Consider the following 15,508-nt stretch of genomic DNA (forward strand, 5'->3'; position numbering starts at 1 on the left):
TTCCCTCCTTGCTTTCTAATGAGTTTATTATTTTCCAAGACAGAATTGTGAAAATATTTGATCGAGTAAGGAGTCTCCTGCCGCATCACCGAGTATATGGCCTAACGATTCCCACGAGGCGGCAATATCGATCTGGATTAAATCGATCGGCACGCTTTCATACGAAGCCCTTATGGCATCTTCTAAAGATTGCTTCGTCTGATGCAATAATGCAATGTGCCGTGCATTACTTACATAAGTAATATCCCCCGACTCTACCGCACCGCTGAAAAACATCCCGGAAACCGCCTTCTCCAACTGCTCGATGCCGCTTCCCTCTTTGGCTGACAAATACACAATACGTTCTTTGGCGTAATCCTGCTCGACTTCTTCGATAACCAGTTGTCCTGGCAAGTCAATTTTATTCACGACAATAAGGGTCGAACGATCCTTCAGCTGTTTCAGAAGCTTTCTTTCATCATCGTGTAAAGGCTCATGATGGTTTAATACGAGTAAGATCAAATCCGCATCGTTAAGGGCACCATGGGATCTTTCTACGCCAATCTGTTCCACCCGGTCACTGGTTTCCCGAATACCTGCTGTATCCAAGAGTCTCAGTGGGATACCGGACAAGGAGATCGTTTCTTCTACAATATCGCGGGTCGTTCCCGGAATGTCCGTTACAATCGCTTTATTCTCGCGAGCTAGTGCGTTAAGCAAAGAGGATTTGCCTGCATTCGGACGGCCTGCGATGGCTGTCACAATACCTTCTCTTAGTATTTTGCCTTCGTTGGATTTTATTAAAAGCTCCTGTACTTGTTTCAATACCGAGCTGCAGTTGTCGCGAATAAGACCGGAAGACACGTCATCTACATCATGCTCCGGATAATCAATATTAACCTCAACATGTGCGAGTAATTCAATTAATTGCTGACGCATTGGAACGATTTGCTTAGATAAAGCTCCCTCGGCCTGCTTTCTCGCCACCTGGAAAGCACGGTCGGACTTCGATCGAATCAAGTCAATAACCGCTTCAGCCTGCGCCAGATCAATTCGACCGTTCAGGAAAGCGCGCTTCGTAAATTCCCCGGGTTCCGCGAGCCGGGCGCCATGGCGCAAAACTAACTCCAAAACCGATTTAACCGCGACAATGCCGCCATGCGTGCTAATCTCTACAACATCCTCCGCCGTAAATGAGCGAGGGCCCTTCATGACCGTAACGAGTACTTCATCCAGCACATTATCATTATGCGGATCGACAATCCATCCATACTGAACCGTATGAGTGGGAACTTCTCGCAGATTTTGCTTGGATTTGAACACCTTTGCGACCGTGTTGATCGCATCCGGCCCGCTCACCCGAACGACAGCAATACTGCCTTCTCCTAAAGCCGTAGCGATCGCGGCAATCGTATCTTCACCCATTCCTATCCCTCTTTTTAATTCTTGTATCGTACAAAAAAGGCAATGACCCCCAACGTTGCGGAAGCCATTGCGCGGTCTCATTCATTTATCTTAAAGCAATTACAATACGTCTGTTAGGTTCGTCCCCTTGACTGAAGGTCTTCACGCTCGGGTTAGCTTGCAGCCGTGCGTGAATGATCTTTCTTTCCTGCGAAGTCATAGGTTCAAGCACGATTTCTTTACGCGTGCGAATGACCCGCATCGCCATTCTCTCGGAGAGTGCCTCCAAAGTCTGACGACGGCGTTCACGAAATTGCTCGGCATCAAGCACGATACGAAGATGGTGATTCGAGTGGCGGTTAGCCACGATGTTCACCAGGTATTGAAGAGAATCCAAAGTCTGTCCACGTCGACCGATCAGAATGCCCAAGTCGGAACCCGTAATGTTAATCCGCACTGCATCATTCTCATCTACCCGTTCAACAGAAACGGTTAGTTCCATCGCTGCCGCAACCTCGCCTAGAAACTGAATGGCTTCTTCAACGCCATCCGGCAGCAATTCCAACTCTACTTTTGCTTCTCTGACTCCGATGAGTCCGAACAGACCTTTACTGGCTTGTTCCAATACCGTGATGTTCACTCGGTCTGCTTGCACGCCCCATTGGGCTAAACCGTTACGAACCGCATCTTCTACCGTTTTTCCTGATGCCAGGAGCTTTTTCATTTGGCACGGGCCTCCTTGCCTTTACCTCTTGGCTTTTGCTTTTGATTTGGTTTTGGTTCATCGCCAGTTGGTTTAGGGGAACGCGCATACATGAAATAATTTTGCGTAATCGTGTAGATATTACTGTAAATCCAGTACAGCGGCAAAGCGATAGGGAAATTGATCGCCATTACGAAGATCATGACCGGGAAAATGTACATAAGCCCCTTCATCGGTCCGACCATCGGTTGTTGCGAAGCCATCATCCTCGACTGGATGAAAGTCGTCATTGCAGCAACGATTGGGATCAGATAGTAGTACCAGTGCCCTGCTTCGCTCGGGGAAACCCCCAGTTTCAATCCAATGAAGGTATGCTCACGAATGGCAATGTTCTTATTGATCGAACTATATAAAGCAATAAAAATCGGCATTTGAACGATCAGGGGCAAACACCCGGCCAAGGGATTAACTTGGTTCGTCTGGTACAGCTTCATCATTTCTTCTTGCTGTTTCTTAGGGTCATCCTTGAATTTCTCGCGAACCTTCTTCATTTCCGGTTGAAGGGCTTGCATGGCTTTCGTATTCTTGTATTGTTTAATCATTAGAGGAAGAATTATCGTTCTTACAATAATGGTAAGCAATAGAATGGATAAACCGTATTCGCCGCCGAACCAATCCGCAAACTTATCTAACATTAGCGAGAACCAATAAACGACGTTCCTAGTCCACCAAGAATGGCTTTCCGACATTTCACCTGTCGTTATTGCCGTAGTAGCTGCAGTACAGCCCGTTAATAACGTCATCAGCGTCAACCCGCCGATAACAATCCACCATTTGCGATTTCGCAACAAAACTGAAAACTCCCCTCTAAAAACCCGGCATGCCGAAATATTGTGTAACGGAAAAAAACCTGTACATACGCACACTCATACAAGTCCACTATACCATAAGAAGAAAGGCAAAGAAAAGCAAAGGCTTATCCGGTTAGAACACGCTTACTTGCCCTGTTTTCCATTACGGTTATTCGGACGATTTCCACGGGAAGACGAATGCGGTGTTCCCCCGATATTCGGACTGGATCCTTTAATAAGCCCTGATTTCCGGAGAACATGAAGAATGCTGCCTTCCATCTCTTTATAAGGAAGAGAAAGCGCCGGTTTGCGCACGATCAGGATTAAATCGGTATCTTCTATAAGCTTAGCCGCATTCAATCGGATAATTTCTTTCACCATTCGTCTCAATCGGTTTCTTACGACGGCTCCTCCCAGCTTGCTGCTGGCGGAAACGCCCATGCGAAAAGATCCCCTCTGCGAGCGCCTGCGCCAATAAACCACAAATTGCGAGTTGGCAAACGAACGACCGTATCGGTAGACAACGTTAAAATCTTCTCTTTTCCGAAGGCGCAGCTTCCTATGCATCCTACACCGCTCCATCTATCCGGAAATATTCTAATGAAAAAAAGACCACCCGAAGTGGTCTTTCGCAAACTATGCTGTCAAAACTTTACGACCTTTATGGCGACGAGCAGAGAGAACTTTACGACCGTTCTTCGAGCTCATGCGGCTACGGAAACCGTGAACCTTCTTGCGTTTGCTTACATTCGGCTTAAATGTAGGACCCATGATTCCAACCCCCTTACTTAAAAACTCACGTTTATATATTAAAACACGACACAGGAAAAAAGTCAATAAAAGCAGTGTTTTCCCGTTATTTTACTTATGCACATGTGAATAAAATTTATGCAGAAATCCGTATAAAGTTGAACTTTGTCGAAGGTTCGCACATCTTATCAACAATATGTAGTACTGTGCACAGTTTTCATCCACAAGTTATTGAAATTGTGGATAACACCGTGAAATTCGTTGAATTTAGAGGGTTTGTCTGCTATGATTAGTCAAGACTTTGCCAGTGGATTTCTGTTTTTACTCCTCAGTTTATTAACAATCTGTGTATAACTTTGTGAACAAACCCCTTTTTACTGAATATCCCTACAAATAATTCAGGGAATTATGTGGATAACTGGTCGGAGCACTTATTCGACTTTTCGTTTTCCGCTTATTTTTTGTCTTTGCGACGGGTTAAAGGAGAGAAAATCTCGTGGACAACCGCAACAACGAAGTCTGGCAACAAGTGTTGTCGGTCATCCAAACGAAGCTTAGCAAGCCCAGCTTTGATACTTGGTTCAAAGCGACAAAAGCTTCCTTCTTAAGCGACAATGTCGTTGTCGTAACAGCGCCTACAACATTCGCGGTCGAATGGCTGGAAACGCGATATACGAAACTCGTTTCTTCAACGCTTTCGGATTATATTGGCAGAATCGTAGACGTTAAATTTTCTATTGAAGAAATTCGCCCGGCAGAACCCGTAGAACCTTATCCGCAAATACCGTCGAACCGTCAGCCAGCGTCGTCCGAAGAACCTATGATGCACATGCTGAATCCGAAATATACGTTCGATACTTTCGTCATTGGGGCTGCTAACCGTTTTGCGCATGCGGCATCGTTAGCGGTAGCGGAACTTCCTGCTAAATCTTACAATCCTTTCTTTATGTACGGTGGAGTCGGACTAGGTAAAACGCATCTCATGCATGCGATCGGACATTATATTTTGGAACATAACCCTCATATGAAGGTTCTTTATCTTTCTTCCGAGAAATTCACCAATGAGTTTATTAACGCGATCCGCGATAACCGTGGCGAAAGCTTTCGCAACAAATATCGCAACATCGACGTGCTCCTCATTGACGATATTCAATTCCTCGCCGGTAAAGAAGGAACGCAAGAGGAGTTTTTCCATACTTTTAACGCGCTGCATGAAGAACATAAGCAGATCGTCATCTCAAGCGACCGTCCGCCCAAAGAAATTCCAACGCTCGAAGAGCGTCTTCGCTCTCGTTTCGAATGGGGGTTGATTACGGATATCCAGCCGCCGGACTTAGAGACAAGGATCGCCATTCTGCGGAAAAAAGCCAAAGCGGAAAACCTCGATATCCCTAATGAAGCGATGATGTATATCGCCAACATGATCGATTCCAACATTCGGGAGCTGGAAGGCGCCCTTATCCGGATCGTTGCCTACTCCTCCCTCACCAACCAGGATATTACCGCGCATCTGGCAGCGGAAGCGCTTAAGGATATATTGCCGACAGGACGAAATCGTTTGATTACGATGCAGGACATTCAGCAGCGGGTTGGAGAATATTACGGGTTGAAGCTTGAGGATTTCAAAGCGCGTAAGCGAACGAAAGCCGTCGCTTTTCCGAGACAGATCGCGATGTATTTATCCCGCGAGTTAACGGATTATTCTCTTCCCAAGATCGGCGATGCTTTCGGCGGCAGGGACCATACGACCGTCATCCACGCTCATGAGAAGATTTCGCAGTTATTAAAGGTGGACCAGGACTTGTACAAAATTATCAACAGCCTGACGGAAAAAATCAAAAATTTAACCTAAAAAAACACCAGCGCCTATGCACAAAGCATCCACATGTGGATAGGCGCTATTTTCGAGCTTTTTCGCGGTTATCCACATATTCAGGGCCCCTACTACGACTTTAAGATTTAAACATGATACAATATACAAAATCGACGAGGTGAACTCATGAAATTGACGATATTGCGCAACGAGTTAAATGACGCTATTCAACATGTATCCAAAGCCGTTGCATCAAGGACAACAATCCCAATTTTAAGTGGGATTAAATTGGATGCTAGTCCAACTGGGGTTACATTAACCGCAAGCGACACCGATATCTCCATTCAAAGCTTCATCCCGCTCGAAACGCCCAATAAAACAATCGGAACGGTCGAAAGAACGGGAAGCGTTGTTCTAACGGCTAAATTTTTTGTAGAAATCATTAAGAAACTTCCTCATGAAGAGGTTCATATTGAAGTTGGAGATCGATTTCAGACTTTAATTACGTCTGGAGCAACCGAAATTCAACTGGTCGGACTAGACCCTGAGGAATTCCCGGTTTTACCGAGCGTTCAAGAGGATCAAGTGGTTTCGATTCCAGGCGATCTCCTTAGGGATATGATCAGACAAACGGTATTCGCGGTTACGACCAACGAATCGACGCCGATTTTGACGGGCGTTCTATGGAACTTACAAGAAGGCATCTACAAATTCGTGGCTACGGATCGACATCGACTGGCAAGCCGCACGGCAACTGTCGAACTCTACGATGTACGATTTTCCAATATTGTCATATCCGGTAAAACTTTGAATGAATTGGCGAAAATCGTACCGGATCAGAACGTCATGGTCGATATTGTCGTCGCGGAAAATCAAGTTCTTTTCAAACTCGGAAATGTATTGTTCTACTCCAGAATGTTGGACGGGACCTATCCCGATACTTCCAAGATTATTCCGCAAAGCTTCAAAACAGAACTCGTATTGAATACAAAAGCGTTAAGCGATTCGATTGATCGCGCTTATTTGCTCTCCAGGGAAGAGAAAACGAATATCGTGCGCTTAGTTACAACGGAAACCGGAGGGATTGAAATCTCCTCCAGTTCTTCTGAATTAGGTAAAGTAACGGAACAATTAAGCGTAACGAGTATGAGCGGAGACCCGCTGAAGATCGCATTCAACTCCAAATATATGCTTGACGTATTGAAGGTTATAGATAGCGAGGAACTGTTTATCGGCTTTAACGGCGCGATGAGCCCGATTATTATTAGACCGAGCGATCACGAGAACAGCCTGCATCTCATTCTCCCTTACAGAACGACGAATTGAGGCGAGCAAGATGAAGAACATAGGAATAACGACGGAGTATATTACTTTAGGACAGTTTCTCAAGCTTGCGGACTGCATCGGCACGGGCGGAGAAGTGAAACATTTTCTGCAGGAGCAAGGCGTCCAAGTCAACGGGGAAGCGGAAAATCGCAGAGGGCGCAAGCTGAGGGTCGGAGATCAAATCGAGGTTGAAGGAAACGGTTCGTTTATTATCGTCACCCGATAATCCTGACGACTTTAGAGAGTCGGTCGGAAAGGGAATATCCTATGCAGTTAAATACCTTGGAGCTTCAAGGATACCGCAACTATGATTCATTAAAGCTATCGACCGAAGGCGGCGTTAATATTTTTATCGGGCCTAATGCCCAAGGGAAAACAAACTTAATCGAAGCCATTCACGTCTTGTCTTTAACGAAATCACACCGTACATCCAAGGATAAGGAACTGATTGGATGGAATCAGCAAGCCGCATTGATCCGCGGGCAAATACAACGAAAATACGGCGAAGTAAGCCTGGAATTGCAATTGTCCGCTCAAGGTAAGAAGGCCAAAATAAACGGACTGGAACAGAGGAAGCTAAGCAGCTTCGTCGGAACGCTGAATGTCGTGTTGTTCGCGCCGGAAGATCTGGACATCGTCAAAGGAGCACCGGGAGTGCGCCGCCGATTCATGGACATGGAAATCGGCCAGGTGCACCCCGGTTATTTGTACGACATGCAGCAATATCAGAAAATACTGCAGCAGAGGAACAATTACTTAAAGTCAACGGACATGAATAGAGCTTCACCGGAAATGTTGGACGTATGGAATGAACAACTTGCGACGTCCGGTGTTAAAATGATGCAAAAAAGGAAAAACTTTATTGTACACCTGCAAAAGTGGGCAGAGAAAATACATGCCGGCATAACGGGAGGGAACGAGCTCCTTACCGTGGAGTACAAACCTTCTTTCGGCAGTTCATCTGGGATGGATAACCAAGAACATTCTTCTTTATTCGAACAATTTATGTTAAAGTTATCACAAGGCAAAGAACAGGAATTCAGGCGGGGAATGACTTTAACCGGACCTCATCGGGACGATTTGGTTTTTGCCATCAACGGTAAAGACGTTCAGTCCTTCGGATCGCAAGGTCAGCAGAGAACCGCCGCATTGTCGTTAAAGCTCGCCGAGTTGGAGCTTATGCACGAAGAGATCGGGGAATACCCGTTACTTCTGCTCGATGATGTTCTCTCGGAGCTCGACCAGACTCGGCAAACCCAGCTAATTGAGACTTTCCAGAGCCGGGTGCAGACTTTTATTACGACAACGGGTTTAGAGAGCGTCAACATGAGCCGGTTAAAGGATGCTTCTATTTTTCATGTGAGAAACGGCCAAGTGCTGCGTTAATGTAAGGAGGAACTCCGTGTACATTCATCTAGGCGGGGAAAAAATCATTCGAACGTCGCAGCTCGTGGCTATTTTCGATATTTCCATTGAGCAATCTTCTAAGCTTTCCAGGCAATTCGTCGTTCATGCGCAGAAGAACAAGGAAGTAGAAACAATCGGCGAAGAAGATCCGAAGTCGATTGTCGTAACGGAACATAAAGTTTATTACTCTCCTATATCCACGTCCACGCTAAAGAAAAGGGCGCATTATTTGGATGGATAGTTATAAATCGTTATTCAAGAGTGGGTACGTATAGAAGGCGGTGGAAGGTTTGTCCGTTAATTCACAGCATAACACTTACGATGAAAGTCAGATCCAAGTACTTGAAGGTTTGGAAGCGGTACGCAAACGTCCCGGTATGTACATCGGTTCGACCAGCGGCAAAGGCTTGCACCATCTTGTGTGGGAAGTCGTCGATAACAGCATTGACGAAGCGTTGGCCGGCTTTTGTACAAGGATCGACGTTATTATTCAAGAAGACAATAGCATTACCGTTATTGATAACGGCCGAGGAATTCCGGTAGGCGAGAACGTGAAGTTGAAAAAATCGACGCTTGAAGTCGTTATGACCGTCTTGCACGCGGGCGGTAAATTCGGCGGAGAAGGATATAAAGTATCCGGCGGACTGCATGGTGTCGGCGTATCCGTCGTGAATGCACTGTCTGAGCAGGTTATTGTTACCGTAAAACGCGGCGGGCAAATCTATCAGCAAGAATATCGTCGGGGCGCGCCGCAATACGACTTGAAGATTATCGGGGAAACCGAAGAAACGGGTACCCAAACTAGGTTCAAGCCGGACCCGGAAATTTTCACGGAAACGACTGTTTTTGATTATGATACCCTTGTTGGCCGTATTCGCGAGCTTGCGTTTCTGAATAAAGGCATCGAGATCAACATCAGCGACGAAAGAACGGGAATGAGCGATACGTTCCGATATGACGGCGGAATCGTGGAGTTCGTGCAATATTTGAATCGCACCCGCGATCCTTTGCATGAGCAGCCAATATACGTCGAAGGAATGAAGGATCATATCCACGTTGAAGTCGCGTTGCAATATAACGACGGTTACACGGAAAATATCTATTCGTTCGCGAATAATATCAATACGCATGAAGGCGGAACGCACGAGTCCGGCTTTAAGAGCGCTTTAACTAGAATCATTAACGATTATTCCCGTAAGATGGGTTTCGTGAAAGAAAACGAATCCAACTTAACCGGGGATGACGTAAGGGAAGGTTTGACGGCGATTATTTCCGTTAAAATCCCGGAACCGCAGTTCGAAGGACAGACGAAGACGAAGCTCGGAAACAGCGAAGTCCGTGGTTTGGTCGAGTCTTTATTCAGCGAGAAATTACTACAGTTTCTCGATGAGAATCCCGCCGTTTCGCGAAAGGTTATGGAGAAATCCCTTCAAGCCGCAAGAGCAAGGGAAGCCGCTCGCAAGGCTCGTGAGCTGACTCGTCGCAAGAGCGCTTTGGAAGTAAGTTCCCTGCCGGGTAAACTGGCTGATTGCTCTTCCAAGGATGCCTCTATCAGCGAGATTTACATCGTAGAAGGCGACTCAGCCGGAGGTTCGGCGAAGTTGGGCCGCGATCGACACTTCCAAGCGATATTGCCGCTGCGCGGTAAAATTCTTAACGTTGAGAAGGCGCGTCTGGATAAGATTTTGTCTAACTTGGAGATTCGGGCGATGATTACGGCGCTAGGCACCGGGATCAGCGATGACTTCGATATCGCCAAGGCAAGATACCACAAAATCATTATCATGACCGATGCCGACGTCGATGGAGCGCATATCCGTACTCTAATTCTTACGTTCTTCTATCGTTACATGCGCAAACTGATCGAAGAAGGATATATCTATATCGCTCAGCCGCCGTTGTTCAAGATTGAACGCAACAAAACGGTACGTTACGCGATGAGCGAAAAAGAGCGCGATCAAATCATCGCCGAGTTCGGAGAAGGCGCTAAGTTGAATATCCAACGTTACAAAGGCTTGGGAGAAATGAACGGCACCCAGCTGTGGGAAACGACGATGGATCCGGATAGCCGGACGATGCTGCAAGTTAGAATTGAAGACGCGATTAAAGCGGATTTAATGTTCGATACCTTGATGGGCGACAACGTAGAGCCCCGTCGGGAATTTATTCAACAGTATGCGAAATACGTTAAAAATTTAGACGTTTAAGTGATGACAACGACGAGTTGGTTTGCGATATGGGGTTGATTTGGAACGGGTGAAATCAGGGGGTATCTCTATTGGAGATGCCCCCTGCGGATTAAACTTTCTTTTTGCGGGCCTTGAATCGACCGTATGCTACCGCGTAGGCATACATTTTTCGGAACACTGCCCGACTCGGCAACTTCTTGAATAGAAACGGGTCAGGCAGCGTATTGACCTCGAGTACCCAAGGCTTCAAGTTATGATCAACCGCAATGTCTACTCCGATTTCCTTAATGCGAGTAAACTTCTTCTCCAAGGCGCTAGCGATATCGACGCCTAACTTGCGAAGACGGGTTTTATAATGCTTGACTTGTTCTGTGGTCATCGACCCTTTAAGCAATTTAGTTACAGGCATGGGAGTACCCCCAGCATGGTAATTCGTGACGATTTTGCGCGGATGGGCTACGCGGCCGATCATTCCGGTTGTTTCCCATTGGGAATGAGGATTTTTCTGGACCATCACCCTAAGGTCGAATCTTCTGCCGGAATACTTGAGAAGATGAATGCCTTGCTGCGATAAGTAAGCTTTGCGTTTCTTGACACGAAGTAATTTACGGTACATATCGTCAAAGGTAGAGAAAGAGTATTTACGCTGGCCTGATTGAAAGAAATAGGGCTCTGCGGCTCCGGCTTTCTTCTCCAGACGGATGACACCGTTGCCGAATGTACCATTTACCGGTTTAACGTAGATCATTTCGTAATGATCAAGCATTTGTTCAACGGTTGTGCGTTGGAAGCTGCGGGTAGAAGGAATGAATTCTCTTAGGGAGGGGTCGGCGAGAAGAACGTCGGTTTTAGCCCGTTTACTCCGGACGCGTTGAATCGCCATGCGGGTTCATCCAACCTTTCCCTTCAGCATTATGATATAATGAATTATTGTATATTTTCTAATCTATGACTGAAATCGCTATACGGTGAGTAATCGTAAAGCGCTGATTGCATGTTATGAGGAGGATCTTCATGTCGGAAGAACAACGCTTCCAAGTCCGCGACCGCGATATCGGGGTCGAGATGCGGGAATCGTTCATGGATTACGCAATGAGCATTATCGTGAGCCGGGCTTTGCCGGATGTTCGTGATGGCTTGAAGCCGGTTCATAGACGTATTCTTTATGCGATGTCTGAGCTCGGAATGTCCCCGGACAAGCCCTACAAAAAGTCGGCGAGAATCGTCGGCGAAGTTATTGGTAAGTACCATCCGCACGGTGACGCTCCGATTTATGAAGCAATGGTCCGGATGGCGCAAGATTTCTCGCTCCGCTACATGTTAGTTGATGGTCACGGAAACTTCGGTTCCGTAGACGGTGATTTTGCGGCAGCTATGCGTTACACGGAAGCTAAACTGTCTAAGATCGCAATGGAGATGTTGAGAGACATCAACAAAGAAACGATCGATTACAGGCCTAACTATGATGGCGAAGAAATTGAACCCGTCGTATTGCCCGCAAGATATCCGAATTTGCTCGTTAACGGCAATACCGGTATCGCGGTTGGTATGGCTACGAATATTCCTCCCCACAATCTGAGGGAAGTTATCGAAGGCACGCAGGCGCTTTTAAGAGATCCGGAATTGACGCCTTACGACTTGATGGAGTATATCAAAGGGCCCGATTTCCCAACGTCTGGACTTATTCTTGGCCGGGTTGGCATTCGTCAGGCTTATGCTACTGGCCGTGGATCCGTTACGATGCGTGCGCGAGCTACGATTGAGGAAACAAACGGCAAAGCGCGTATTCTTGTTCATGAAATTCCGTACCAGGTTAATAAAGCTAGACTGGTCGAGAAAATAGCCGAATTGGTACGCGAGAAGAAAATCGACGGAATTACCGATTTACGGGACGAATCAGATCGTAACGGTATGAGAATCGTGATCGAATTGCGCCGTGATGTTACGCCTACCGTTGTGCTAAACAACTTATATAAACAAACTTCCATGCAGAGCACATTCGGAATTAATATGCTTGCGATCGTTAACAACGAGCCAAAAACGCTTAACCTGAAAGATGTTCTTTACCACTACATTAAGCATCAGGTTGAGGTTATTCGTCGTCGTACGGAATACGATTTGAAGAAAGCGGAAGCGCGCGCGCATATTCTCGAAGGATTGCGCATCGCCTTGGATCACCTGGACGAGGTTATTGCGCTTATTCGTTCTTCGCAAACCGCAGAAGAAGCTCGCGAAGGCTTGATCACTCGATTCGGTCTTTCACATGATCAAGCGCAAGCGATTCTGGATATGCGTCTTCAACGCCTTACGGGGTTGGAGCGTGAGAGAATCGAACAAGAATACAATGAGTTGCAAGTGAAGATTGCTGAATACAAAGCGATCCTTGGGGACGAGAACCTGGTGAATGAGATCATTCATTCGGAATTAGAAGAAATCAAACTTAAATTCGGCGACGATCGGCGGACCGAGATTACGGTCAGCGACGACGAAATTCTGGATGAGGATCTTATCCCACGCGATGATGTTGTCGTCACCATGACTCACACCGGTTATATTAAACGCCTGCCCGTATCCACATATCGCAGCCAGAAGAGGGGCGGAAGAGGCGTTATGGGGATGGGAACGAAGGACGAAGATTTCATAGAAAATCTATTCGTTTCCAATACCCATCACTACCTCTTGTTCTTCACGAACAAAGGCCGGGTATTCCGGTTAAAAGCCTATGAGATTCCGGATCTGAGCCGTACGGCACGGGGGACACCTATCATTAACCTCATTCAGATCGATCAGGGTGAGACGATTAATGCGGTCATTCCGGTAGAGGAATTCGCGCCTAATCAATTCTTGTTCTTTGCGACCCGCAACGGAATCGTTAAGAAGACGCCGCTTGATGATTATGCCAACATCCGCAGAGTCGGGCTGATCGCGATCTCTCTTCGGGAAGATGATGACTTGATTGGCGTGAAGTTAACAGACGGTGAACGCGAGATCATCATGGGCACAAGCCAAGGAATGTCTATCCGTTTCTCGGAGCAGGATGTCAGGGCAATGGGCCGTTCCGCGACCGGTGTTAAGGGGATCCAACTGGATAAAGAAGATGCGGTTATCGATATGGACGTCGTAGCGGCAGATCAAGAAGTTCTGATCGTAACAGCCAAGGGCTACGGCAAACGTACCCCTATGACGGAATACCGTATTCAAACCCGCGGCGGTAAAGGAATTAAAACCTTGAACGTGACGGAGAAAAACGGAGTCATCGTGGGATTAAAAGTTGTTCATGATGATGAAGACTTGATGATCATGACTTCGTCCGGAACCTTGATTCGCACCAGCATGTCCGGTATCAATACAATGGGACGGATTACTCAAGGCGTTAAGTTGATAAATATTCGCGACGATGATTCAGTGGCGACGGTTGCTCGCGCGCCGCGCAGCGAAGATGCGGATACGGAGTCTGAAGAAGAAGGCGAACAGGAAGAAGTTTAATCTTAAGTTTTCCTGGACCGCTCCAAGGGAGGATTGCAGTATGCCGATTATTCCGACCTCACAAATACAAGCTGGCGATCGATTAGGCAGCGACGTTCAGACCGCTCTCGGAAGCGTGCTGCTGCAACAAGGTCGAACGCTTTCTGAACGGGACGCGGAAATATTACAGGCTTTTTTGATTCCTAGCGTGGACATCAGACGTGCCGGAATGGAAGAGATAGATCCGGATGCAGCCGCTGATGAGACGGCAGCGGCTGCAGCGGAAGTTAAGCTAAGCTCATTGCAGCAAGAGTTTCTTAACTTGGAGAAACTTCTTAAACGTATTATGTCTATGGTTACCTCCGGCTTAAAGTTGCCTGTGCTCGATTTGCGTAATGGATTGAATGCGCTGCTCGAACATATGGACGATTACAACGTGCTTACGTTCTATGCACCGCCTTCCGCGGTAGCAATAGACGTCTTAGTTCGCAATAGCGTACTTTGTGCAATGACCTCTTATCAATTGGCCAAGTGGAACAAGTTCCCTGAGAAAGATTGGCTCCCAATCTCGATGGCGGGATTGCTTCACGATATCGGCAATGTGAAAGTGGATGAAGCGATTCTTCGCAAGACGGGCAAGCTAACTGCCGAAGAGCTGCAAGAGATGAGACAGCATACCGTATATGGATTCCGATTGCTCGAGGGCAGCACTTCGATGAATCAAGGCGTATGGCTTGCGGCGCTTCAACATCATGAGCGTATCGACGGCAGTGGGTATCCAATGAAAGTTAAAGGGGATAAAATCCATCCGTATGCGAAGATTGTCGCAATAGCCGACATGTATCATGCGATGACCTCCAATCGTAATTACCGTAAAGCGGAGTCGCCTTACCTTGTATTAGAAGAGCTGCACTCCGGTTCTTTCGGCAAGCTGGAGCCTCTGTATGTTCAGACCTTTATTGAGAGAACGACGCAATTTCATAATGGAGTATTCGTTAAATTGAACAATGGAAGCATTGGGGAAATCGTATTCTCCGATCGCAACAATCCGACGCGTCCGATGGTATCCATTAACGGGCAGATTGTGAATCTCGGGCAGAATCGTCAGCTGTTCATTTGCGAAGTATTCGCAACCAAATAAGAGATTTTCTCATCGTATAGAAGACCGGAAGAAAGGCATAGGGCCTCTTTTCCGGTCTTTTGTGTATTTGATATTGTTCTGAAATTGGAGGCTTAGCCTTAGAGCGGGCGGGTATCTTTACTTCTTAGGATTACAATATAATAACAGCAATATAAACAGTTTATTAAATAATTCAAAAAAACACTTGCATCCATTCGCCTAGCGTGATATATTATTTGAGTCGCCGTTAACGCGGATGACGAAAAACGAAGCACAAAAAGCAACACAAATTGATCTTTGAAAACTGAACATTGAGCGTAAGAAAACGAACAAACATCTGAAGATGACTTCGGTTGTCGGATGGCAAACCAGTTGTACAGATTGAGCCTCAAAGGCTCTTTAATAAGAAGCTTCGGCTTCAACTATTATGGAGAGTTTGATCCTGGCTCAGGACGAACGCTGGCGGCGTGCCTAATACATGCAAGTCGAACGAATCTTGTT

General features: G+C 46.6%; 14 protein-coding genes and 1 rRNA gene. 9 read left to right on the forward strand and 6 right to left on the reverse strand.

Annotation, left to right across the window (positions count from 1 at the left end; translation table 11 throughout):
* Window positions 1-27: 27 nt before the first annotated feature.
* The 5 genes from mnmE to rpmH all read right to left on the reverse strand — a co-directional run bounded on the left by mnmE (window position 28) and on the right by rpmH (window position 3,708).
* Window positions 28-1,404, reverse strand: coding sequence for a tRNA uridine-5-carboxymethylaminomethyl(34) synthesis GTPase MnmE (gene mnmE, locus K7P76_RS23925; protein WP_232187876.1), 1,377 nt, complete (start codon window positions 1,402-1,404; stop codon window positions 28-30).
* Window positions 1,405-1,489: 85 nt separating this feature from the next.
* Complete coding sequence (gene jag / locus K7P76_RS23930) at window positions 1,490-2,107, reverse strand: RNA-binding cell elongation regulator Jag/EloR (RefSeq protein ID WP_232187877.1); 618 nt, start codon at window positions 2,105-2,107, stop codon at window positions 1,490-1,492.
* Window positions 2,104-2,889 carry a YidC/Oxa1 family membrane protein insertase gene (locus tag K7P76_RS23935; protein ID WP_373692473.1) on the reverse strand — a complete coding sequence of 262 codons (786 nt, stop codon included), beginning with the start codon at window positions 2,887-2,889 and terminating at the stop codon, window positions 2,104-2,106. The genes jag and K7P76_RS23935 overlap by 4 nt, the downstream gene beginning before the upstream one ends.
* Before the next feature lie 192 nt (window positions 2,890-3,081).
* Window positions 3,082-3,504, reverse strand: coding sequence for a ribonuclease P protein component (gene rnpA / locus K7P76_RS23940; protein ID WP_232187881.1), 423 nt, complete (start codon window positions 3,502-3,504; stop codon window positions 3,082-3,084).
* Window positions 3,505-3,573: 69 nt separating this feature from the next.
* A complete protein-coding gene (gene rpmH, locus K7P76_RS23945) occupies window positions 3,574-3,708 on the reverse strand; it encodes a 50S ribosomal protein L34 (protein ID WP_115995717.1) in 135 nt (44 codons plus the stop codon).
* Between the two features lie 475 nt (window positions 3,709-4,183).
* Between rpmH and dnaA the strand changes: the two genes are divergently transcribed.
* The 6 genes from dnaA to gyrB all read left to right on the forward strand — a co-directional run bounded on the left by dnaA (window position 4,184) and on the right by gyrB (window position 10,440).
* Window positions 4,184-5,539, forward strand: coding sequence for a chromosomal replication initiator protein DnaA (gene dnaA / locus K7P76_RS23950; RefSeq protein ID WP_232187883.1), 1,356 nt, complete (start codon window positions 4,184-4,186; stop codon window positions 5,537-5,539).
* 147 nt (window positions 5,540-5,686) lie between these two features.
* The gene (gene dnaN / locus K7P76_RS23955) at window positions 5,687-6,826 is read left to right on the forward strand and encodes a DNA polymerase III subunit beta (protein WP_232187884.1); all 1,140 of its coding nucleotides are present in this window, start codon (window positions 5,687-5,689) and stop codon (window positions 6,824-6,826) included.
* Between the two features lie 10 nt (window positions 6,827-6,836).
* Window positions 6,837-7,052, forward strand: a complete 216-nt coding sequence (gene yaaA, locus K7P76_RS23960; RefSeq protein WP_232187887.1) for a S4 domain-containing protein YaaA — start codon at window positions 6,837-6,839, stop codon at window positions 7,050-7,052.
* A 41-nt stretch (window positions 7,053-7,093) separates the two neighbouring features.
* Window positions 7,094-8,212: a DNA replication/repair protein RecF gene (gene recF, locus K7P76_RS23965; protein WP_232187888.1), complete on the forward strand. Its 1,119-nt coding sequence runs from the start codon at window positions 7,094-7,096 to the stop codon at window positions 8,210-8,212.
* A 16-nt stretch (window positions 8,213-8,228) separates the two neighbouring features.
* Entirely contained in the window at window positions 8,229-8,474 is a 246-nt protein-coding gene (gene remB, locus K7P76_RS23970) for an extracellular matrix regulator RemB (RefSeq protein WP_232187889.1), read from the forward strand.
* Between the two features lie 49 nt (window positions 8,475-8,523).
* Window positions 8,524-10,440, forward strand: coding sequence for a DNA topoisomerase (ATP-hydrolyzing) subunit B (gene gyrB, locus K7P76_RS23975; RefSeq protein ID WP_232187890.1), 1,917 nt, complete (start codon window positions 8,524-8,526; stop codon window positions 10,438-10,440).
* 91 nt (window positions 10,441-10,531) lie between these two features.
* Here gyrB and K7P76_RS23980 read toward each other — a convergent pair whose 3' ends face one another.
* Window positions 10,532-11,305, reverse strand: a complete 774-nt coding sequence (locus K7P76_RS23980; protein WP_232187891.1) for a YheC/YheD family protein — start codon at window positions 11,303-11,305, stop codon at window positions 10,532-10,534.
* A 131-nt stretch (window positions 11,306-11,436) separates the two neighbouring features.
* Between K7P76_RS23980 and gyrA the strand changes: the two genes are divergently transcribed.
* The 3 genes from gyrA to K7P76_RS23995 form a co-directional block, all read left to right on the forward strand.
* The gene (gene gyrA / locus K7P76_RS23985; protein WP_232187892.1) at window positions 11,437-13,908 is read left to right on the forward strand and encodes a DNA gyrase subunit A; all 2,472 of its coding nucleotides are present in this window, start codon (window positions 11,437-11,439) and stop codon (window positions 13,906-13,908) included.
* A 40-nt stretch (window positions 13,909-13,948) separates the two neighbouring features.
* A complete protein-coding gene (locus tag K7P76_RS23990) occupies window positions 13,949-15,028 on the forward strand; it encodes an HD-GYP domain-containing protein (protein ID WP_232187893.1) in 1,080 nt (359 codons plus the stop codon).
* A 403-nt stretch (window positions 15,029-15,431) separates the two neighbouring features.
* Window positions 15,432-15,508: ribosomal RNA gene (locus tag K7P76_RS23995) — 16S ribosomal RNA — on the forward strand; the annotation flags it as partial.

This window comes from Cohnella silvisoli (assembly GCF_021190915.1).
GTDB lineage: Bacteria > Bacillota > Bacilli > Paenibacillales > Paenibacillaceae > Cohnella > Cohnella silvisoli.